Consider the following 20,536-nt stretch of genomic DNA (forward strand, 5'->3'; position numbering starts at 1 on the left):
CGCACCCCCGGTTCCCCGGTCCCCCGATCCCCCGGTCCTTCAGCCCGGTACTGCGCCATGTCACACAGCACTCGAAGAGGAGCGCCCGTGATCCCCCAGTCCCCGCAGTCAGCCGCCACCCGTGACCTCGTCGTCGCGGTCACCCCCTTCGAGGAGCCGCACCCGCGGATCGTGGCCGCCGCCGAGCGCGCCGGGGCTCTCGGGCTGCTCGATCTCGGCCGGGACCCGGACGCCGCGCGGCGCGGGTTCGCGGAGCTGACCCGGCGGCTCGGCGGTGGCGCGGCCCGGCGGTACGGGGTGCGGGTGCCCGCGGGCTGCCGCGTCCAGCCCGGGGAACTGCCCGCCGCGGTGGACACGGTGCTGCTCGCGGACCCCGCGTACTACACCCCGGCGGAGGTGTCCGCATGGGCCTCGGCGGCGGGGCGGCCGCGGGTCTGGGCCGAGGTCACCGGTCCGGAGGAGGCCGGGCAGGCCGTGTCGGCAGGGGTCGGCGGACTCGTCGCCAAGGGGCACGAGGCCGGTGGCCGGGTGGGCGGGACCACCACCTTCGTCCTGCTCCAGCAGCTGCTCGGGGACCCGGGCGTCACCGTGCCCGTACGGGCCCTCGGCGGCATCGGCCCGCACACGGCCGCCGCGGCCGTCGCGGGCGGAGCCGCCGGGGTGCTGCTCGACGTACAACTCGCCCTGACCACCGAGGGGGAGGCCGGGTTGCCGGCGGAAGTCGCCTCGGCGCTGCGCGCGATGGACGGCTCCGAGACCCGGCTGGAGCGCGGCCACCGGGTGTTCGCGCGGCCCGACCTGCCCCGGCCCGAGGGGCCCGTGGCCGCGCTCCTCGGCGCCCGGGACCTGCGGGCGCAGCTGCTGCCCGTGGGCCAGGACGGGGCCTCGGCGGCCCGGCTGGCCGCGCGGTTCCGGACCACCGGGGGCGTGCTCCAGGCCGTACGGGGCGCGGTCGCCGAGCACCTGGCGGCGGCCGCGCGGGCCCGGCCGCTCGCCCGGCCGTTGTCCGTCGCGCAGGGTCCGATGACCCGGGTCAGCGACCGGGCGGCCTTCGCCGGGGCGGTGGCCGACGCGGGTGGCGTCCCGTACCTGGCGCTCGCGGTGATGGAGGGCCCGGACGTTCGCCGGCTCCTGGCCGAGAGCGCCGAGCGGCTCGGGGACCTCCCCTGGGGCGTCGGCCTGCTCGGCTTCGCCCCGGCGGAACTGCGGCGCGAGCAGCTCGCCGCCGTCGCCGAGGCCCGCCCGCCGTACGCGATCATCGCCGGCGGCACTCCGGCGCAGGCGGCCCCGCTGGAGGCGGCGGGGATCCGCACGCACCTGCACGTGCCGTCGCCGGGGCTGCTGGAGCGATACCTCGCCGAGGGCGCCCGGCGGTTCGTCTTCGAGGGGCTGGAGTGCGGGGGGCACGTGGGGCCCCGGGCGTCGTTCCCGCTGTGGGAGGAGCAGATCGAGCGGCTGCTGTCCTGCCCAGAACCGGAGGCGCTGGACCTGCTGTTCGCGGGCGGCGTCCACGACGAGCGCTCCGCGGCGATGGCGGCGGCGGCCGCGGCGCCGCTGGCGGAACGGGGGGCACGGGTGGGCGTGCTGATGGGTACGGCGTACCTGTTCACGGAGGAGGCGGTGGCGGCGGGAGCGGTCGTGCCGGGCTTCCAGCGGGCGGCGCTGGACTGCGAGCGCACGGTGCTGCTGCACACCGCCCCCGGCCACGCGACGCGCTGCGCGGCCACCCCGTACGCCGACACCTTCGAGGCGGCCCGCCGCCGCCTGGCGGAGAACGGCACCGAGCCGCGCCGCGCGTGGGAGGAACTGGAGTCCCTCAACCTGGGCCGCCTCCGCCTGGCCACCAAGGGCGTCCGCCGCTCCCCTGCCGTTTCCCCTGCGGGGGGCTCAGCCGAGTCCCTTGCCGGGGGCTCGGCGGACTCCCCGGCCGGGCACTCGGCGGCCTCCGCGGCCGGAAGCTCAGCGGGCTCCCCCGCCGGGGACTCAGCGGGCTCCCCCGCCGGGGGCTCGGTGGGAAGGGGCGGGTCGGCGGGCGGCGTCGCCGTGACCCGCGTTGCCGCCCGGGGCGGGGCGGGGGGTGGTTCAGCCGCTCCGGCGTTTGAGGAGCGGGGTCCGGGGCGGAGCCCCGGCGGCGCAGCCGCGCCCACGCCTCCCGGGCGGGCGGCAAAGGCCGGGGAGCCCGTGCCGGACGGGCGCCGGCTGGAGTCCGTCCCCGAGGAAGAGCAGTACGCCGAGGGGCTGTTCATGCTCGGGCAGGCCGCCGCGCTGCGGGACGGGACCACCACCGTGGCCGCGCTGCACGCGCAGGTGACCGAGGGCGCCACGGAGCTGCTGGCACGCCGGGCCCAGGACTTCGCCGCCCCCGCAGAGCCGCCGCCAGGGGAGCCGCTCGACGTCGCCGTCGTCGGCATGGCCTGCGCCTACCCCGGCGCCCCCGATCTCGCCGCCTACTGGGCCATGGTGCTCGCCGGGACGGACGCCGTGACAGAGGTGCCGGCCGAGCGCTGGGACCCGGAGCTGTACTACGACGCCGACCCGGCCCGGGCCGGCGAGCGCACCCCGTCGCGCTGGGGAGGGTTCCTCGGCCCGGTGCCCTTCGACGCCCTCGCGCACGGCATACCGCCCGCCTCCCTCGCCGGCATCGAGCCCGTACAGCTGCTGGCCCTGGAGATCTCCGCACGGGCACTCGCGGACGCCGGGTACGGCAGGGGCCGGGAGTTCGACCGCTCCCGGACCTCGGTGGTGTTCGGGGCGGAGGCCGGCACCGAGCTGGCCGGCGCGTACGGGCTGCGCGCCCTGCACCCCGCCTACCTCGGCGAGCTGCCGCCCGCGCTGGACGAGCAGCTGCCCCGCCTCACCGAGGACTCCTTCCCGGGGATCCTCGCCAACGTGATCGCCGGGCGGGTCGCCAACCGCCTCGACCTCGGTGGCGCCAACTGCACGGTCGACGCCGCCTGCGCGTCCTCGCTCGCCGCGCTCGACCTCGCCTGCCGCCAACTACGAGACGGGGACTCGGACATGGTGCTGTGCGGCGGCGCCGACGTGCACAACGGCATCAACGACTACCTGATGTTCTCCTCCGTCCGCGCCCTGTCCCCCGGTGGCCGCTGCCGGCCCTTCGACTCGGCCGCCGACGGGATCGCCCTCGGCGAGGGCGTCGGCGCGCTCCTCCTCAAGCGGCTCGCGGACGCGGAGCGGGACGGCGACCGCGTGTACGCCGTGATCAAGGCGGTCGGCGCCTCCAGCGACGGCCGGTCGCTCGGCCTGACCGCGCCCCGCCCCGAGGGCCAGCGCCGGGCGCTGGAGCGGGCCTACGCGCGCGCCGGGGTCACCCCGGACCAGGTGGGTCTGGTCGAGGCGCACGGCACCGGGACCGTGGTCGGCGACAGCACGGAACTGGCCGTGCTCAGCGAGGTGTTCACCGCAGCCGGGGCCGGGCCGGGCTCCTGCGCGCTGGGCTCGGTGAAGTCGCAGCTCGGGCACACCAAGTGCGCGGCGGGCCTGGCCGGGCTGATCAAGGCGGCCCGGGCGGTGCACGCGGGCGTGCGGCCGCCGACCCTGCACATCGACGCCCCGAACCCCGCCTGGGAGGCGGCGAGCAGCCCCTTCTTCTTCGACGACGAGGCCCGGCCGTGGGCGGAGCCCCCGGAGCGGCGCGTGGCCGGTGTGAGCGCGTTCGGGTTCGGGGGCACCAACTACCACGCGGTGCTGACCGGTTACGCGGGCGCCGAGGAACCCCGGCACGGGCTGGAGGAATGGCCCGCCGAGGTGTTCTTCTTCCGCGGGGAGGACCGGCGCGCCGCGGGCCGGGCGATGACGCGGCTCGCCGCCCGCCTGGAGGAGAACGACGCGGCCGGCCGGCCGTGGGCGCTGCGGGACCTGGCGGCGGAGGCCGCCGCCGGCGCCGGGCCGGTCCACGTGGCGGTCGTCGCCGCGGATCCGGACGAGCTGGCGGCCCGCCTGGAGCGGGCCCGCGTATTCGCTCCGGGCCCGGGGGTCCACGTACGGCAGGAGTCCGCTCAGCCGGGGCGGGTCGCGTTCCTCTTCCCCGGGCAGGGCAGTCAACGGCCGGGCATGCTGGGCGAGTTGTTCATGGCGTTCCCGGCGCTGCGCGGGCTGCTGGACCAGGGGCCGGAGCCGGTGGTGGCGGCGGTGTTCCCGCCGGCGGCGTTCACTGCCGAGGAGCGGGCGGCGCGGCGGGCCGCGGTCACGGACACCTGGGTGGCCCAGCCGGCGCTCGGGCTGGCGGGGGCGGCCGCACACCTGCTGCTCGGCGAACTCGGCGTCCGGCCGGACTGTGTGGCCGGGCATTCCTACGGGGAGCTCGCCGCGCTGTGGGCGGCCGGGGCGTACGACACGGAGAGCCTGCTGCGGCTCAGCGCCCGGCGCGCCGAGGCGATCCTCGCGGCGGCCGGGGCGGATCCGGGGTCGATGGCGGCGGTGCCGGCGGCGCCGGAGGAGGTACGGGAGATCGCGGAGCGCGCCGGATGCGTGGTGGCGAACCACAACGCCCCCCGGCAGTGCGTGATCTCGGGCCCGGCGGAGGCCGTCGCCGCGGCCGTGTCGGCGCTGGGCGAGGCCGGACTGGCGGCCCAGCCCCTGCCCGTCGCGTGCGCGTTCCACAGCGAGGTGGTGGCGGGGGCGGCGGACGCCCTCGCGGCCGAGCTGGCGACGACGGCGGTGTCCGGGTGCGACGTCGAGGTGTGGTCGAACGCGACGGCCGCGCCGTATCCGGCCTCCGCCGATGGGGTACGGGGCCTCCTGGCGAGCCAGCTCGCCCTGCCGGTCCGGTTCGTGGAGCAGGTGGAGGCGATGTACGCCGCCGGGGTGCGGACGTTCGTGGAGGCGGGCCCCGGCCGGGTGCTGTCCGGCCTGGTCGGCCGCATCCTCGGCGAGCGCCCGCACACGGTGGTGCCGCTGGACGTGCCGGGCGAGCACGGGCTGCTCCGGCTGGTCACGGCCCTGGCGGAACTCGCGGCGGCGGGCGTGGACGTCGCCCCCGAGGCCCTGTTCCGGGGCCGCACCGCCCCCCTCCCGGACCGCGCCCCGCGCCGCCCGGGCTGGCTGGTGGACGGCCACCTGGTCCGCACGTCCGACGGCACCCCCGTCGAGGGCGGCCTCCGGCCGGCGCGCCGCGTGCCGCCGGAGGTGCCGCAGGTGCCGGGGGCGCGAGGTGCGGTGGGGGACGGCGGGGCCGCGCCGGGCGCCGAGCGGCGTGAGGAGGCGGTCCTCGCGTACCTGCGGGCCTCACGGGAACTGGTGCGGGCACAGCGGGACGTCCTGCTGGGCTACCTGGGCGCGGGAGCGGCCCCGGCGGGGTCCTACCCGTGGGGTCCCGGGGCCGCGGCCCCCGGCAGGCCCGAACTGGACGACCTGTGGGGCGGGCCGGGCCCGGATACGGCGGAGGCGGGACGAAGCGGGTGGCCGCCGGCGGCGAACGGCCGGGCGGGAGGCGGTCCGTGGCCCGACGCGGCGGCGGACGCCGGCCTGGGCACGGCCCTCGCGGAGGGCGGCACCGGCTCGGCGAGCGGCGCGGCGCACGGCGGCGGTGACCGGTCCGCCGAGAACGTCATGGACGCCGTCCTCGAGATCGTGCACGCCCGGACCGGGTACCCGCGGGACATGCTCGACCCCGAGCTGGACCTGGAGGCGGACCTCTCGATCGACTCCATCAAGCGCGTCGAGATCATCGGCGCCCTCGCCGACCGCATCGGGCTCCCTCAGGGCGCCGACGGGAACGCCGAGGACGCGGTCGGGGAACTGTCCCGGATCAAGACCCTGCGCGGGATCGTGGACTGGGTCGTCTCCCACGCGGGCGAGCCCCCGGCAGCACCGGCGGCGGCGGGGGCCGGCCCGGAACCCGATCCGGCATCCCCGTCCCCGTCCCCGTCCGCATCCCCCTCCACGTCCGCCTCGCCGTCCGCGCCCACACCCGCACCCGCGCCCGCGCCCCTGAGCCGGCTCGTCGTCACGACCGTGACCCTGGACCCGGCCGACGGGCGGCCCGCGGAACTGCGCGGCCTGCGCATCGCAGTCGTCGAGGACGGGCAGGGCGTCTCGTCGGCCCTCGGCGCGGCCCTGGCGGCGCACGGCGCGCAGGTGATCCTGCTCCCCGGGGCGGCGGAAAGCGGTGCGGCCGCGGCCGCGTGCGACGGGGTGGTCGATCTGTCCGCGCTGCGGCCCGGGGCGGAGCCCGTGCTGCCCGCCGCCTTCCCGGCCCTCCGGCATGCCCTGACGGGCGGCGTCCGGCGGCTGCTCCTCGTCACCGCCCCCGGGACCCCCGGCACCGGCCTGCACGGCTTCGCCCGCAGCGCGGCGCTGGAGTACCCCGGCACGCTGGTCCGCGCGGTGGAGGTCCAGCCCAAGGAGGACCCCGACCGCATCGCCGCGCAGCTCGTGGACGAACTGGCCGACGGGGGCGGCGCGAACGGGTGCGCCTCGTACGCCTCCGTCGGGTACACCCCCGAGGGCGTACGGGTGACCCGCCGCCCCGTGCCGGTCCGCCTCTCCGAGGGGGACCGGCAGCCGCCGCTGGGCCCCGGCTCCGTCGTCCTGCTCACCGGCGGCGCCCGCGGCATCACCGCGCGCACCGCCCTCGCGCTGGCCCGCGCCACCGGCTGCCACGTCGAGCTGATCGGCCGTACCCCCGAACCGGCGCGCGCCGAGGACGGGTTCGACCAGGCCCACGACCGGGTCGCGCTCCGCGCCGCGCTGATCGCCACCGGGCTCCGCAAGCCGGCCGAGATCGAGGCGGCCGCCTCCCGGATCCTCGCCGGGCGCGAGATACGGGCCACCCTCGCCGGACTCGCCGGGGCGGCGGCCTCCGTCCGCTACCACTGCGCGGACGTCACCGACGCGGCCGCCGTACGGGCCGTGGTGGCCGACGTACGCGCCCGGCACGGCCGACTCGACGGGATCGTGCACGGAGCCGGGATCCTGCGGGACGCCCTGCTGCGTGACAAGCAACCGGCCGACTTCGAGGCGGTGTTCGCCACCAAGGTGGCCGGCGCCGTCCACCTGGCCGCGGCGGCCGCCGAGCACGGGCCGACGCCGCCGCCCCGCTTCCTCGCCCTGTTCGGCAGCGTCGCCGGCGTGTACGGCAACCGCGGCCAGTGCGACTACGCGGCGGCCAACGACGCCCTCGACGGTCTCGCGCACACCTGGGCGGAATCCTTCCCCGGCCGGGTGCTGGCCGTGGACTGGGGTCCCTGGGCCTCGGACGCGGGCGGGATGGTCACCCCGGAACTGGAGCGCGCGTACGAACGCCGCGGGATCCCGCTGATCGCACCGGAGGCCGGCACCGCCGCCTTCCTCGCCGAGCTCGCGCACGGGAGCGACGTACAAGTGGTGCTGATGGCCGGTGCGGGCGAGGAGGGCGGCCGCGATGAGTGAGCGCGGACCGCGCCCGTCCGACGCGGCGATCGTCGGGATGGGGGCCGTCTTCCCGGGGGCCGGCGACCTGGCCGCCTACCGGCGCAATCTGCTCGCCGGTACGGACTCCATCGGCGAAGTCCCGCCCGGGCGCTGGGATCCGGAGGTGTACTACGACCCGGCCGGCGCGACCGGCCCCGTCTCCGGCGACCGGTTCTACTGCCGGCGCGGTGGCTTCGTCGACGGACTCGCCGCCTTCGACCCGACCCGGTTCGGGATCATGCCGGCCGCCGTGGAGGGGGCCGAGCCGGACCAGATGCTGGCCCTGCACGCGACGGCCGAGGCCATCGCCGACGCGGGCGGCGAGGACCGGCTGCCGGCCGACCGCTCCCGTGTCGGGGTGGTGCTGGGACGCGGTGGCTTCATGGGGGTGGCCACCGCACGCCTCGACCAACGGGTGCGCACCGCCCACCAGTTGGCCCAGACGCTGCGGGAGCTCGCGCCGGAGCTGGGCGAGCGGCGGATCGCGCAGGTGCGGTCGGCGTTCCAGGAGGCGCTGGGCCCGGAGCGGCCCGACGCCTCGATCGGGCTGGTGCCCAGCTTCACCGCCGCCCGCACCGCGAACCGCCTGGACTTCCGGGGTCCCGCCTACACCCTGGACGCCGCCTGCGCCTCCTCGCTGCTGGCCGTGGACCAGGCAGTCGGGCTGCTGGCGGCGGGTCGCTGCGACGCGGTGGTGGCGGGCGCCGTCCACCACTGCCACATCGCGACGCTGTGGAGCGTGTTCACGCAGCTGCGGGCCCTCAGCCCGAGCGAGCGGATCCGGCCCTTCGACCGCAGGGCCGACGGGACCCTGCTGTCCGAGGGCACCGGGGTGGTGCTGCTGAAACGGCTGGCGGACGCGGAACGCGACGGCGACCGCGTGTACGCGGTCATCCGCGGCACCGGCGTGGCCGGGGACGGCCGGGCGGCGAGCCTGATGAGTCCGCTCGTGGCCGGTCAGGTACGGGCGCTGGAACGGGCCTGGCGGGAGGCCGGTCTGGATCCGCGGGCGCCGGGTGCGCTGGGGCTGCTGGAGGCGCACGGCACGGGCACCCCGGTCGGGGACGCGGCCGAACTGGACACCCTTGCGCGGGTGTTCGGCCCGCCCGAGCCGGGCGCCGGGGGGCCCGGGATCGGCTTCGGGTCGGTGAAGTCGAACCTGGGGCACACCATGCAGGCCTCCGGCATGGCCGGGCTGATCAAGGCGGCCCTGGCCGTGCACGACGGGGTGCTCCCGCCGACCCTGCACCTGGAGGAGCCGCACGCGGACCTCGTACGGACCCGGATGCGGCCGGTGACGGCGGCGGAGCCGTGGGAGCGCGGGCCCGCGCCGCGCCGCGCCGGGGTCAACGCGTTCGGGTTCGGCGGGATCAACGCGCACGTGGTGCTGGAGGAGGCTCCGGGGGCGGCCCGCCCGGCGCCGCCGACGCGGCGGTTCCTGCCGCTCGCCGGCGCGGCGGTGCCGGCGGTCGCGGCGGTGCCGGTGGTCGCGGCCCCCCGCGCCCGGGAGGACGTACTCCTGCTGGCCGCCGGCGACCCGGCCGAGCTGTCCGCACTGCTGGCCGCCGGGGCCCCGGTGTCGGGGGGCACCGGGCCCTGCCGGCTGGCGGTGGTCGGGCCGACGCCGCAGCGGCTGGCGCTGGCCGCGAAGGCGGTGGCACGCGGCCGGGCCTGGCGCGGCAGGGGGGACGTGTGGTTCGCGCCGGAGCCGCTGGGCGGCCGGACGGCCTTCCTCTTCCCGGGCCTGGAGCCGGAGTTCGCGCCGGTCGTGGACGACGTGGCGCAGCGGCTGGGCGCCGTCCGGCCCGCGCTGACCCGGGGTTCCACGCTCGTCGAACGGGCCCTGGACGCGATCGCGACGGGCCGGTTCTTCGCCGGGCTCATGCCGGGTCTCGGCATCGAGGCCGACGTACTGGCCGGGCACAGCCTGGGCGAGTGGGCGGCGATGGTGGCCGCCGGCATGTACCCGAAGGAGGCGGCCGACACCTTCCTCGGCTCGCTGAAGCCGGGGGACCTGCTGGTCCCGGACCTCGTGTACGCGGCGCTGGGCTGCGGAGCGCGGCGGGCGGAGGCGGCGCTGCACGGGCTGGACCGGGTGGTGGTGACCCACGACAACTGCCCGCACCAGTCGGTGATCTGCGGCGATCCGGAGCAAGTGGACCTGGCGGTGGGGCGGTTGCGCGCCGAAGGGGTGCTCGGTCAGGAACTGCCGTTCCGTTCGGGGTTCCACACCCCGATGTGGGAACCGTATCTGGGCCAGGTGCGGGCCGCGTTCGGGCGGCTGCCGCTGACGGGCGGGGCGTTGCCCGTCTGGTCGGCGACGACCTGCGCGCCCTTCCCCTCCGACCCGGGCGCGGTGCGGGAGCTGGTGGTCCGCCACCTGCTGGAGCCGGTGCGGTTCCGTGAGCTGACCCTGCGGCTGTACGAGGAGCAGGGCGTACGGTCCTTCGTCGCACTGGGGCCGGGCAGCCTGCCGGGCTTCGTGGAGGACACCCTGCGCGACCGCCCCCACCTTTCGGTGTCCGTCTCCTCCCCCCGGCTCGGCGGCGTGGCGGCCCTGCGGCGGGCCTGCGCCGCGCTGTGGGCCGAGGGCCATGCCCCTCGCTGGGACCGCCTCTCCCCTGCCGGGAGCCTCGTGGGCGGCGCGCCGGCGCCGGTCCCTCCGGGCGGGGGTGCCCCCCACGCGCCGGGCCGCACGGCCCCGGCCCCTGCGGGCTCCGCCGGCCCGGAAACGACGGCCGGCCCGCCGGCCTCCGCGGACGCCTCGGGCCCGGCCGCCGCCCACCTCGCCCCGCACAGGGGGTCCCTCCACCGCGCCGAGGCCCCCGGTGCGGAACCCGGCCCGAGCTCAGCCCAGGACCCGGGGCCGGGGCCGGGGTCGGGCCACGGCACCGGCCCGGCGGCAAGCCACGGCACGGACCCGGGTTCAGGGCACGGCACGAGCCCGGCTCTGGGCCACGGCGCGAGCCCGGCTTCGGGCCACGGCACGGGCTCAGGCGCGGGCACTGGGGCCGGGCGCGGGGCCGGGGCGGGGGCGAACGGGGCGGGCGACGGGTCCGGCGCCCGGCGCGGGCTCGGCGTGACCCTGGACCTCGGTTCGCCGCTGGTCCGGCTCGGGGAGGAGGCGCGGGCGGCCCTGCGCGGGCTCCTGGCTCCGGCCGCACGCCGCGTACCGGCGCCCGCCGGGCCGCGTCCCGCGCTGCTGTCCGCCCTGGACGCCGTACTCGCCGACACCGGCACCGCCGCCCGGAGCGTCGCCGAGACCTGGGCGGCCGTACGGGCCCCCGGCACTCCCGCGGGGAGAACCCGCCTCCGCCTCTCCCTCGCCGCGCTGCCCTGCGTACGGGACCACTGCGTGTACCTCCAGCCCGACGGCTGGCCGGAGGACTCCGACCGGTTCCCCGTCGTGCCCATGACGACCATGCTCGAACTGGCCGCCGATGCCGCGCTCCGCCACGCCCCGCCCGGCCTCGCCGTCGTCGGCCACGAGGACGTACGGGCCCTGCGCTGGCTCGCGGTCGAGCCGGCCGTGGACGTCGAGGTCACCGTCCGGGACGCCGGCCCCGGCCGGCTGCGCGTGACCCTCGGGGAGTACGCGAGCGTCGTCGTCCTGCTGGGTGCGCGGTACGGGGCGCCCCCCGCTCCGGACCCGGCACCCCTGCGCGCTCCGCGGCCCGCCCCCGTGAGCGCCGAGGCGCTGTACCGGGACCGGTGGATGTTCCACGGTCCGCGGTTCGCCGCCGTGCACGAGGTGCGGACCGTCGGCGAGGACGGCATCCAGGGGGTCCTGCGCGCGCTCCCCGATCCGGGCGCACTGCTCGACGCCGCCGGGCAGCTGTTCGGGCACTGGATGCAGCTGCGGCTGCCGGTGGACCGCCTCGTCTTCCCGGCGACCGTGGACCGGATCCGCTTCTACGGACCCCCGCCCGCCGGGAGGGAGCTCGTCGCCGCGACGGCCCGCATCCGCGAGGTCCGCGACCTCAGCGTCCGCGGCGACCTCGAACTGCGCCGGGCCGACGCCGCGGGCGACGCCACCGGCCCGGTGTGGGCGCGGATCGAGGGGTGGACGTACCGCCGCTTCGGCGCCGACGAGCGGGTCTGGCCGATGAAGTTCACCCCGGAGGTGTGCGGCATCGGCGAGCCCCGGCCCGAGGGCTGGTGCCTGGCCCGGCGGCGCTGGACCGACCCCGCTTCGCAGGAGCTGGTGATGCGCCGCTACCTCGGGGCCGCCGAACGGGCGGTGTACGAGGGGCTGCCGCCGCGCGCGAGGGGGCCGTGGCTGCTGGGCCGGATCGCGGCCAAGGACGCCCTGCGCGGTCTGCTGTGGGACGCGGGCGCGGGACCGGTGTTCCCCGTGGAGGTCCCGGTCGGCAACGACGCGGCGGGCCGCCCCCTCGCGCTGGGAGGGCGGGCCGGCGGGTTCCGGCTGTCTATCGCCCACAAGGACCGGATCGCGGTCGCCCTCGCCCATCCGTCCCGGGCCGTCGGCATCGACGTGGAGCCGGTGACCGCCGAGCCGGACGCGCTGGTCCGCATCGCGCTCTCCCCGGACGAACTCCGCCTGGCCGAACGGCTGGCCGGGCTGCCGGCCGCCCGCGGGGGCACCGGCCTGCCGGCCGCCGTGACCGCGCTGTGGTGCGCCAAGGAGGCCGCCGCGAAGGCGGAGGGCAGCGGGCTCGGCGGCCGGCCCCGCGAGTGGCGGGTGACCGGGGACAGCGGGGACCCGGATCCCGGCGCACTGCTGGTGCTCCCGCCCGGAGGCGGCGCGTACCCGGTCCGCACCACCCTGCTCGGCCTCCCGCCCCTCGACCACGTCGTCGCCTGGACCGCCGACCCGTCGGCCCCGCTCCCCGTCCCCTTCCAGCTCACGGAGACCCGTCATGGCACCTGACATCCTCGCCGAGATCACCTCCATGCTCGTGGAGATCGTCGGCGACGAGTACCTGCTCGCGGAGGAGGTCACCATGGAGACGACCTTCAACCAGGACCTCGCGCTGGAAAGCGTCGAGTTCGTCGCCCTCGCCGAGTTGCTGCACCACCGCTACGGCGCCGATGTGGACCTGATGGGGTTCCTGGCGGAGAAGGACATGGACGCCATCCTGGCGATGTCCGTCGGTGAACTGGTCACCCACATCGGCCGGATCACCCACGCCTCCCTCGCCCGCGCGTCGGCGGCCCAGGCCGTCACCCCGGCGCCCGCCGCCACACCGGCCACCGCCGCACCGGCCACCGCCGCTCCGGCCCCGGTCCTCTCTCCGGTAACGGCCGCCGCCCGGTCGGCCTCGGCCGGCTGAGCCCGCCATGGCCGTCGTCCTCGCGGACTCGCTCCGCTTCCACGTCCAGCGGCTCCCGGCCGACGCCGCGGCCGCCGCCCCCGGCCGGCCCGTCGTGGTGTTCCTGCACGGGCTGGTCGTCGACAACCTGTCCTCCTTCTACTGCCCGCTGGCCGTGCCGGTCACCCTGGCCGGGTACGAGACCGTCCTGTACGACCTGCGCGGGCACGGCCGCACCGAGCGGCCGCCCAGCGGCTACGACAGCCGCACGGCGGTGCGCGACCTGTTCGCTCTGCTCGGCGCCCTGGACCTCGGCGGGCGACCGGTCCACCTGGTCGGCAACAGCTACGGCGGCACCCTCGCGCTGCACGCCGCCCTCGCCCGGCCCGACCTCGTCGCGGGGCTCACGCTCCTCGAACCGCCGCTCAGCGGCGGCTGGGTGGAGAACATGGTGGACACCCTGTCGGCCGCCGCGCTGAGCCTGGAGGACAGCCCGGTCCCGACCGAGCTGCACGGCCTGCGCCTGCGCAAGGCCGCGAATCTGACGGCCATCGCCGACGCCCTCCTCAACCGCACCACGCTGATCGACGACATCGCCGGAAGCCGCGCCTTCACCCCGGCCGACTACGCCCTGCTGCGCTGTCCGGTGCTGATCGTGTGCGGCGAGCACTCCGAACTCGTCCCGGGGGCACGGGAACTGGTCCGCCACGCATCGGAGGTCGCCTCGATCGAGATCCTGCCGGGCCTGGGGCACGACGTGCTGAAGGAGAGCGGCGGGACGCTGCGCAAGGCCGTCCTGGCCCATCTCGACGCGACGGCGTCCGCGGCCGGTGCGGCGGGGGCGGAGGGTGCGGCCGGTGCGGAGAGGGCGGAGGGGCACCTCGCCCCGACGGGAGCTCTGGTCCCATGAGGGTGCTCTTCACCGTCCCCCCGCTCGCCGGGCACGTCAATCCGACCGTGGCCGTCGGGGCCGAACTGGCCGCCCGGGGACACGAGGTCGCCTGGACCGGGCCGGCCTCCGCACTGACCGGGCTGCTTCCGGCCCGGGCCCGGATCCTGCCGGCCGGCGAGGGGGACGACGGCCGGGAGATCGGTGGCGCCTACGCCTGTCTGCACGAACGCTGGCGCGATCTGCGCGGGGTCGGGGCGCTGCGCTTCCTCTGGGAGGAGGCCCTCGTCCCGCTCGCCCGGGCCATGGTCCCGGGGGTGACGCGGGCGGTGCACGCCTTCGCACCGGACCTGCTGGTCGCCGACCAGCAGGCCCTGGCCGGGCCGCTGGTCGCCCGGCGGCTCGGTGTCCCGTGGGCCACCTCGGCCAGTACCTCGGCCGAACTCACCCGGCCCTTCGCCGACTTCCCGAAGGTCGGGGAGTGGGTCGCGGGGAGGATCGACGGTCTGCTCGGCGAGTTCGGGGCCGGTGGGGAGGGCTGGGACCCGCGGTTCTCGGAGCGGCTGGTGCTGGTCTTCTCGACCCCTGAACTCGTGGGCCCGACCGCGGAGTTCCCATCGCACTTCGCGTTCGTGGGGCCCGCCTTCGGGGCCCGGCCCGCCTCTCCCGGCTTCCCGTGGCAGCGGCTGGACCCGGCGCGCAAACGCGTCCTGGTGTCGCTGGGCACCCTCAACCAGGAGGCGGGGGGCCGCTTCTACCGGTCGGTGCTGGGGGCCGCCGAACGGCTGGCCGCGGAGGTCCAGCTGGTCCTGGCCGCGCCCGCCTCCCTGATCGGGGATGCGCCGCGCCACCTCCTGCTCCGGGAGCGGGTCCCGCAGCTCGAGCTGCTGCCCCATCTGGACGCGGTGGTCTGCCACGGCGGCCACAACACCGTCTGCGAGTCCCTCGCGCACGGGCTGCCGCTCGTGGTCGCCCCGATCCGGGACGACCAGCCGATCGTGGCCCGGCAGGTCGTCGAGGCGGGGGCGGGGGTCCGGGTGCGGTTCGGCAGGACCCGGGCCGAGGAATTGCGCGACGCGCTCACGGCCGTGCTGGACGACCCCGGCCCCCGCCGGGCCGCCCGGCGGATCCAGGCCTCATTCGCCGCGGCGGGCGGGGCCGCCGCCGCGGCCGACCGGTTGGAGAAACTCCCATGACACCACCCCCGCTCCCCCGGAACCCCTGGCTCCCGGCGGTGCTGCTGGCCGCGCTCGGGGCGGGCACCGTGCGCACCCGTCGACGGTTGCGGGCGGTCCACGTGCTGCCCGTGGTCCCGCCGCCGGCCGCCGCCGTGCCGCGCCCCGCGGGCTGGCGGCTGCTGACCGCCCGGGGCGTGGAGCCCGACGGGGCCACCGTCCTCGCCGCCTGTGCCCACGCCGAGCGGGAGGGGCTGCGGGTGCTGGACCTGCTGCCGGCGGACCTGCCCGCCGAGCGGGCGCTCGGGCTGCTGCGGCTGGTGGACCCGGCGCGCTACCGGGAGGACCGGCTCGGCGAGGGGCGGGGCGCCGGGTTCGCGGTGCTCGTCGCGGAGGAGGTGCTGGCCCGGGCCGGGGTGGACGCGGCCGGGCCGTACGCGACCCCCGCGGAACTCCTCGCGCTCACCCGCCGTCTGAAGGAGTACGCGGCCGACGCGACGGGGCTCGCGATAGCCCCGGCGCTGAGCTGCGGACCGGCCGGGGAGGCGGGGGGAGCCGCCCGGGCCGCCGAGCTGCGGGCGCAGGGGCTGCCGCCGGGCGCCCTGGCCGCCGCGCAGCTGGGCGGGCTGGCGCTGCTCGCGGCCTCCGTCGTGCGCCACGGCCGCTGGGGTGCGGCCGCGGCCGGGCTGTACTGCCTGCAGCCGTACCTCGCGCTCCGGGGGCCGGGCTCCCCGCTGCGCCCGGCGGACCTGGCCCGGGCCACCGCCGCCCGGCCGCTCCGCTCCCTCGGAGCCGCCCTGCGTACGGCCCCGGCGGCGGCCCGCAGCCGGGAGGGAGCGGACACCGCCCGGGCCGCCGCGTACCGGGCCGAGCTCGCCGACGGCACCGGCCGGTTCCTGGAACCCCGCCGCACCGACTGCCCGTGGTGCGGCTCGCACCGGCTGTCCGTACGGGTGCGGGTGCCGGACCTGCTCCAGGGCAAGCCCGGCCGGTTCACCCTCGAACGGTGCGGGGACTGCGGACACGTCTTCCAGAATCCCCGTCTCAGCCCGCAGGGGCTGGAGTTCTACTACCGCGACTTCTACGACGGGCGCGGAGGCGAGGGCGCCGGCACGGTCTTCGGCAGGCTGGGCGCGGCCTACCGGAGCCGGGCCGAGATGCTCCGCCCGTACGCCGTCCCCTCGTCCTGGCTGGACGTGGGCACCGGGCACGGGCACTTCTGCAACGCGGCGCGGGCGGTGTGGCCGGACACCCGCTTCGACGGGCTGGACATGGGCGAGGGGGTCCGCGGGGCGGAGCTGCGGGGGTGGGTGGAGACCGGATACCAGGGCCAGTTCCCGGAGTTCGCGCCGAAGCTGGCCGGGCAGTACGAGGTCGTCAGCATGTACCACTACCTGGAGCACACGCGGGATCCGTTCGCCGAGCTGGACGCGGCGGCCGCGGTCCTGGCCCCCGGCGGGTTCCTGGCGGTCGAGCTGCCCGATCCGCAGTCGCGGATGGCGGGGCTGCTCGGTCCGGCGTGGCTGCCGTGGTTCCAGCCGCAGCACCAGCACCTGATCCCGGCGGCGAACCTGCGGGAGGCGTTGTCCGACCGGGGGTTGACGGTCCTGGCCGAGGAGCACGGTCCGGCCCACCAGGGCAACGACTTCTTCGGGGCGGTGGCCCTGACCGCGGCCCGGCTGGCCCCGGATCCCGACCGGCCGTGGGGACCGCCGCCGGCACCGGGCGCCCGGGCCCGCGCGAAGGCCGTACGGGTGGCCGCACTGCCGTTCTTCGCGGCTGCGGCGGCCCTCGACGCCCTGCGCACGACGGCCGCCCACCTTTCGGACGGCGGCAACGCCTACCGCCTCCTGGCCCGCAAGGACACCCGATGACCCACCCCACCCCGGGACTCCCGTCCCCTTCGACCCCGCCCGCCGCCCCCGGCCCGGAACCGGCCACCGCCCGCACGGGCGGCCCCGGCGCCCCGGCGCGCACGGGCGGTCCCGCGGCCCCGGCCCGCGCGGCCCGGGGCGCCCTGGGCCCCGGCTCGGCCACCGTCCGCACGGGCGGCCCCCGGGCCCGGGGCCGCACGGAGCCCGGCCGCACGGACCCGGGCGTCGCCCGCCCGGACGATCCCGCGGCCCCGGCCCCCCTTGCTCCGGGCGCCCACGGCCCGGCCACCGCCCGTACGGGCAGGCCAGGGGCCTCGGCCGGCGCCGTTCCGGGCCCGGCCGGCACGGACAAGGGCCGAACAGCCGGCCCCGCCGGAGGCGGCCTGGCCCGGAGGGCCACCGCCGACCCCCTGTTCCGGCTCGTCGCGTACGCGCTGGAAGCCGCGCACGGGCGGCGGCCCGACGCCGTGTGGAGTGCCCCGTACGCCTTCCACCTCGGCTCGCCCGGACTGGTCGCGGCGGCCGGGTGGCCCACCGCGGCCGCCGCGGCGCCGCGTACCGACGGGCTGGTGCGGCTCAGTTCCCTCGCTCACCCCGCCGACAGCTGTGACCTGCCGCTGACCCTGGCCGGCCCGCCGCCCGACGCCCCGGCGTGGGCGGTGCGGCCGTACGCGGTGCTGCGTGCCCTGGCCCGGGCCGGTCACGGCCGCGGCGGGACCGACCTGCACGTGCAGGGCTCGCTCACGGCCGCCGCCGGGCTGGCCACGGCGGAGCCCGCGGAGTGCGCGATCGCCCTGGCGGTGGCCGACGTGCACGGCGGCCGGGGCGAGGAGCCGGACCGCGCCCACCTGGCCCGGCTGCTGGCCGACGCCCTGCCGGACGGCGACGACACGCTGCGCCGGGCGGTGCTCTTCGCCCGGGCCGGGAAGGCCCTGCTGCTGGGCCCGGAGCCGGTTCGCACGCAGCGGTACGTCGACTTCGACCCGGCCGCCTCGGGCGCGCGCCTGGTGCTGCTGGCCGTGCGCGGCGACCCGGCGGACCGGCCGGCGGAACTGGCCCGGGCCGTGGCCCGGACCCGCGCCGCCGGGGCCCTGAGCGCCTGGCAGCCCGGGCAGCGGGAGGGGCGGAGCGTGCTGGTGCTGCTGCCCGAAGCACGGCTGGCGGCGGTACGGGCCGCGGTCGCGGAGGACTTCCGCGGCCGGGGACGGCCCGTACCGCGGTTCCTGAACATCGCGGTGGCCGGACCGGCCCGGCGCGAGGAGTAGCACCACACCCGAACACCACACCCGAGCACCACACCCGAGGAGGCACCACCATGTCCACCCACTCACCCGGAACGCCCGCGAGACGCGGGGCCCGGCGCTCCGCGTTCGCGGCCGCCCTCGGCGCCCTCGGCGCCCTCGGCCTGCTGGGCGCCCTCACCGTGGCGAGTTCCGAAGCCGCCGAGAGCGGTGCGGACTCCCGCACGGGCGCCACCGCCGCGGGCCTGCCCTCGTACGACCACGTGGTCGTCGTCGTGTACGAGAACAAGCAGTACGGCGAGATCATGGGCAGCTCGAACGCCCCGTACATCAACCAGCTGGCGAACGGTGGCGCGAGCCTGACCGGGATGAAGGCGCTGACCCACCCCAGCCAGCCGAACTACTTCAACCTCTTCTCCGGCGCCACCCAGGGCATCACCGGGGACGGCTGCTACACCCCTCAGTCGATGACGGCGGCCAACCTCGGCCAGGAGCTGATCGCGGCCGGCAAGACCTTCGCGACGTACAACGAGGACCTGCCGAGCGAGGGTTCCACGGCCTGCACCAGCGGCCAGTACGCGCAGAAGCACAACCCGTGGTTCGCCTTCAAGAACGTGCCCCTCAACACCGGCAGGACCTGGACGCAGTTCCCGCAGAACGACTTCGCGGCGCTGCCGGACCTGTCGTTCGTGGTCCCCAACCAGTGCAACGACATGCACTCGTGCTCGGTGAACACGGGCGACACGTGGACGAGGAACAACCTCGACGCCTACGCGCAGTGGGCCAAGGCCAACAACAGCCTGCTGGTGCTGACCTGGGACGAGGACAACTACCTCGGCTCGAACCAGATCGCCACCGTCTTCTACGGCGCGAACGTCAGGACGGGGACGTACTCCTCCGCCTTCAACCACCACCACCTGCTGCGCACCTTCGAGGACCTCTTCGGCTCGGCGACGCACGCGGGGAACGCGGCCAACGTGCAGCCGATCAGCGAGGTGTTCACCACCGGATCCACCCCGACGCCCACGCCCACCCCGACGCCCACCCCGACCCCGACGCCCACCCCGACTCCGACCCCCACCCCCACCACGGGTGATCTGAAGCTGGCCAACCCGGGTCCCCAGACCTGCAGGTTCAACCAGTCCTGCACCGTTCAGCTCACCGCCACCGGCGGCCGGGCCCCGGTCCGTTACGCGGCCACGGGTCTGCCCCTCGGCCTGACCGTCGACGCGGGCACGGGCCGGATCAGCGGCAGGCCGTGGTCCGTCGGCACCGTCCAGATCACGGCGACGGCAACCGACTCCACGGGCGCCACCGTGACCGCCGCGTTCCCGCTCACCGTCAACTGGTTCTGAATGTCCCCGCTCGCGTTCGGCGCCCTGGACGGATCCGCCAGGGCGCCACCGCGCCGCTGCGGCTCGCGGGCGGCGGGGTCGCCGTGTCCGCGGGCGGGGGCGGCGCGTGCCGTCGTAGGGTCGGAGCATGGTCCGTACGGAGCCGGCACGGCGCATGCTCGAAGGCAGGATCGCCCTGGTGGCCGGCGCGACGCGCGGCGCGGGCCGCGGCATCGCGGTCGAGCTGGGCGCGGCGGGCGCGACGGTGTACGCGTCGGGGCGCAGTACGCGCGGGCGGCGTTCGGAGTACGACCGGCCCGAGACGATCGAGGAGACCGCGGAGCTGGTGACGGCGGCGGGCGGGGTGGGGATCCCGGTGGTCGCCGACCATCTCGTCCCGGCGGAGGTGGAGGCGCTGGTCCGGCGGATCGACGCGGAACAGGGCCGCCTGCACGTCCTGGTCAACGACATCTGGGGCGGGGAGCGGCTCTTCGAGTGGGAGAGCCCGGTATGGGAGCACAACCTGGACAACGGCCTGCGGCTGCTGCGCCTCGCGGTGGAGACCCATGCCGTGACCAGTCACTTCGCGCTGCCGCTGCTGCTGCGCGAGCGGGGCGGGCTGGTGGTGGAGATGACGGACGGCACGGCGGACTACAACGCGAGCCGCTACCGCAACTCCTTCTTCTACGACATCGCCAAGTCCTCGGTGCTGCGCATGGCGTTCGCCCTCGGGCACGAGGTCGGCCCGCGCGGGGCCACGGCGGTGGCCCTGACGCCGGGCTGGATGCGGTCGGAGATGATGCTGGACGCCTTCGGCGTGACGGAGTCGAACTGGCGCGACGCGCTCGCCGAGGTCCCGCACTTCGCCATCTCGGAGACCCCGTCGTACGTCGGCCGCGCGGTGGCCGCCCTCGCCGCCGACCCGGACGTTGCCCGCTGGAACGGCCGCTCCCTCTCCAGCGGCGGGCTGGCCGGGGTGTACGGCTTCACCGACCTCGACGGCAGCCGCCCGGACGCCTGGCGCTACCTGACCGAGGTCCAGGACCGCAACCGCCCGGCGGACACCACGGGCTACCGCTAGGGGGTGTTGCGGAAGTCCTGTGCGGTGCCCGCGGTGTCCGGTGCGTGCTCTCGGCGTGCCGGGCGAAGGTCCTCGTACTGGACGTACTCGGGGCTTCGGCCGGTGCGGCGAGAGTGCGTGCCGGGCGCCGTGGGCGCCGTGCGGGACTTTCGCAACACCCCCTAGTCTTCTGAGTCAGGAATTCCATTCAGATGTGTAGGCTTGTTGGGTGGCACGAACTGGGCGGCCGAAGGCTGAGTTGACGTTGTCGGACGAA

The 20,536-nt window shown here is 77.2% G+C and carries 9 protein-coding genes; all 9 read left to right on the plus strand.

What is annotated here, in order from left to right:
- The first annotated feature begins 87 nt into the window (after nt 1-87).
- The 9 genes from ACZ6Y1_RS02980 (at nt 88) to ACZ6Y1_RS03020 (ending at nt 20,280) form a co-directional block, all read left to right on the plus strand.
- Nucleotides 88-7,392, plus strand: coding sequence for an SDR family NAD(P)-dependent oxidoreductase (locus tag ACZ6Y1_RS02980; protein ID WP_469621641.1), 7,305 nt, complete (start codon nt 88-90; stop codon nt 7,390-7,392).
- Nucleotides 7,385-12,304 carry a type I polyketide synthase gene (locus ACZ6Y1_RS02985; RefSeq protein ID WP_469621644.1) on the plus strand — a complete coding sequence of 1,640 codons (4,920 nt, stop codon included), beginning with the start codon at nt 7,385-7,387 and terminating at the stop codon, nt 12,302-12,304. The genes ACZ6Y1_RS02980 and ACZ6Y1_RS02985 overlap by 8 nt, the downstream gene beginning before the upstream one ends.
- Nucleotides 12,294-12,707 carry an acyl carrier protein gene (locus tag ACZ6Y1_RS02990; protein WP_469621649.1) on the plus strand — a complete coding sequence of 138 codons (414 nt, stop codon included), beginning with the start codon at nt 12,294-12,296 and terminating at the stop codon, nt 12,705-12,707. The genes ACZ6Y1_RS02985 and ACZ6Y1_RS02990 overlap by 11 nt, the downstream gene beginning before the upstream one ends.
- Nucleotides 12,708-12,714: 7 nt before the next feature.
- Nucleotides 12,715-13,596, plus strand: a complete 882-nt coding sequence (locus tag ACZ6Y1_RS02995; protein ID WP_469621652.1) for an alpha/beta fold hydrolase — start codon at nt 12,715-12,717, stop codon at nt 13,594-13,596.
- Nucleotides 13,593-14,771 (plus strand): glycosyltransferase, encoded by a 1,179-nt coding sequence (locus tag ACZ6Y1_RS03000; protein WP_469621655.1) that lies wholly within the window; start codon nt 13,593-13,595, stop codon nt 14,769-14,771. The genes ACZ6Y1_RS02995 and ACZ6Y1_RS03000 overlap by 4 nt, the downstream gene beginning before the upstream one ends.
- A complete protein-coding gene (locus ACZ6Y1_RS03005) occupies nt 14,768-16,624 on the plus strand; it encodes a methyltransferase domain-containing protein (protein ID WP_469621658.1) in 1,857 nt (618 codons plus the stop codon). The genes ACZ6Y1_RS03000 and ACZ6Y1_RS03005 overlap by 4 nt, the downstream gene beginning before the upstream one ends.
- Nucleotides 16,621-17,889: a hypothetical protein gene (locus ACZ6Y1_RS03010; RefSeq protein ID WP_469621661.1), complete on the plus strand. Its 1,269-nt coding sequence runs from the start codon at nt 16,621-16,623 to the stop codon at nt 17,887-17,889. The genes ACZ6Y1_RS03005 and ACZ6Y1_RS03010 overlap by 4 nt, the downstream gene beginning before the upstream one ends.
- A gap of 50 nt (nt 17,890-17,939) precedes the next feature.
- Nucleotides 17,940-19,220: an alkaline phosphatase family protein gene (locus ACZ6Y1_RS03015; RefSeq protein WP_469621663.1), complete on the plus strand. Its 1,281-nt coding sequence runs from the start codon at nt 17,940-17,942 to the stop codon at nt 19,218-19,220.
- Nucleotides 19,221-19,347: 127 nt separating this feature from the next.
- Nucleotides 19,348-20,280, plus strand: coding sequence for an SDR family oxidoreductase (locus tag ACZ6Y1_RS03020; RefSeq protein ID WP_469621667.1), 933 nt, complete (start codon nt 19,348-19,350; stop codon nt 20,278-20,280).
- Nucleotides 20,281-20,536 lie beyond the last annotated feature (256 nt).

The sequence above is a fragment of the Streptomyces sp. NPDC053432 genome, assembly GCF_055585365.1.

Excerpts from the sequence above, each read along its gene's own strand:
- ACZ6Y1_RS02985 (WP_469621644.1), top strand. The coding sequence starts at position 7,385 with ATGAGTGAGCGCGGACCGCGCCCGTCCGACGCGGCGATCGTCGGGATG.
- ACZ6Y1_RS02990 (WP_469621649.1), top strand. The coding sequence starts at position 12,294 with ATGGCACCTGACATCCTCGCCGAGATCACCTCCATGCTCGTGGAGATC.
- ACZ6Y1_RS02995 (WP_469621652.1), top strand. The coding sequence starts at position 12,715 with ATGGCCGTCGTCCTCGCGGACTCGCTCCGCTTCCACGTCCAGCGGCTC.
- ACZ6Y1_RS03000 (WP_469621655.1), top strand. The coding sequence starts at position 13,593 with ATGAGGGTGCTCTTCACCGTCCCCCCGCTCGCCGGGCACGTCAATCCG.
- ACZ6Y1_RS03005 (WP_469621658.1), top strand. The coding sequence starts at position 14,768 with ATGACACCACCCCCGCTCCCCCGGAACCCCTGGCTCCCGGCGGTGCTG.
- ACZ6Y1_RS03010 (WP_469621661.1), top strand. The coding sequence starts at position 16,621 with ATGACCCACCCCACCCCGGGACTCCCGTCCCCTTCGACCCCGCCCGCC.
- ACZ6Y1_RS03015 (WP_469621663.1), top strand. The coding sequence starts at position 17,940 with ATGTCCACCCACTCACCCGGAACGCCCGCGAGACGCGGGGCCCGGCGC.
- ACZ6Y1_RS03020 (WP_469621667.1), top strand. The coding sequence starts at position 19,348 with ATGGTCCGTACGGAGCCGGCACGGCGCATGCTCGAAGGCAGGATCGCC.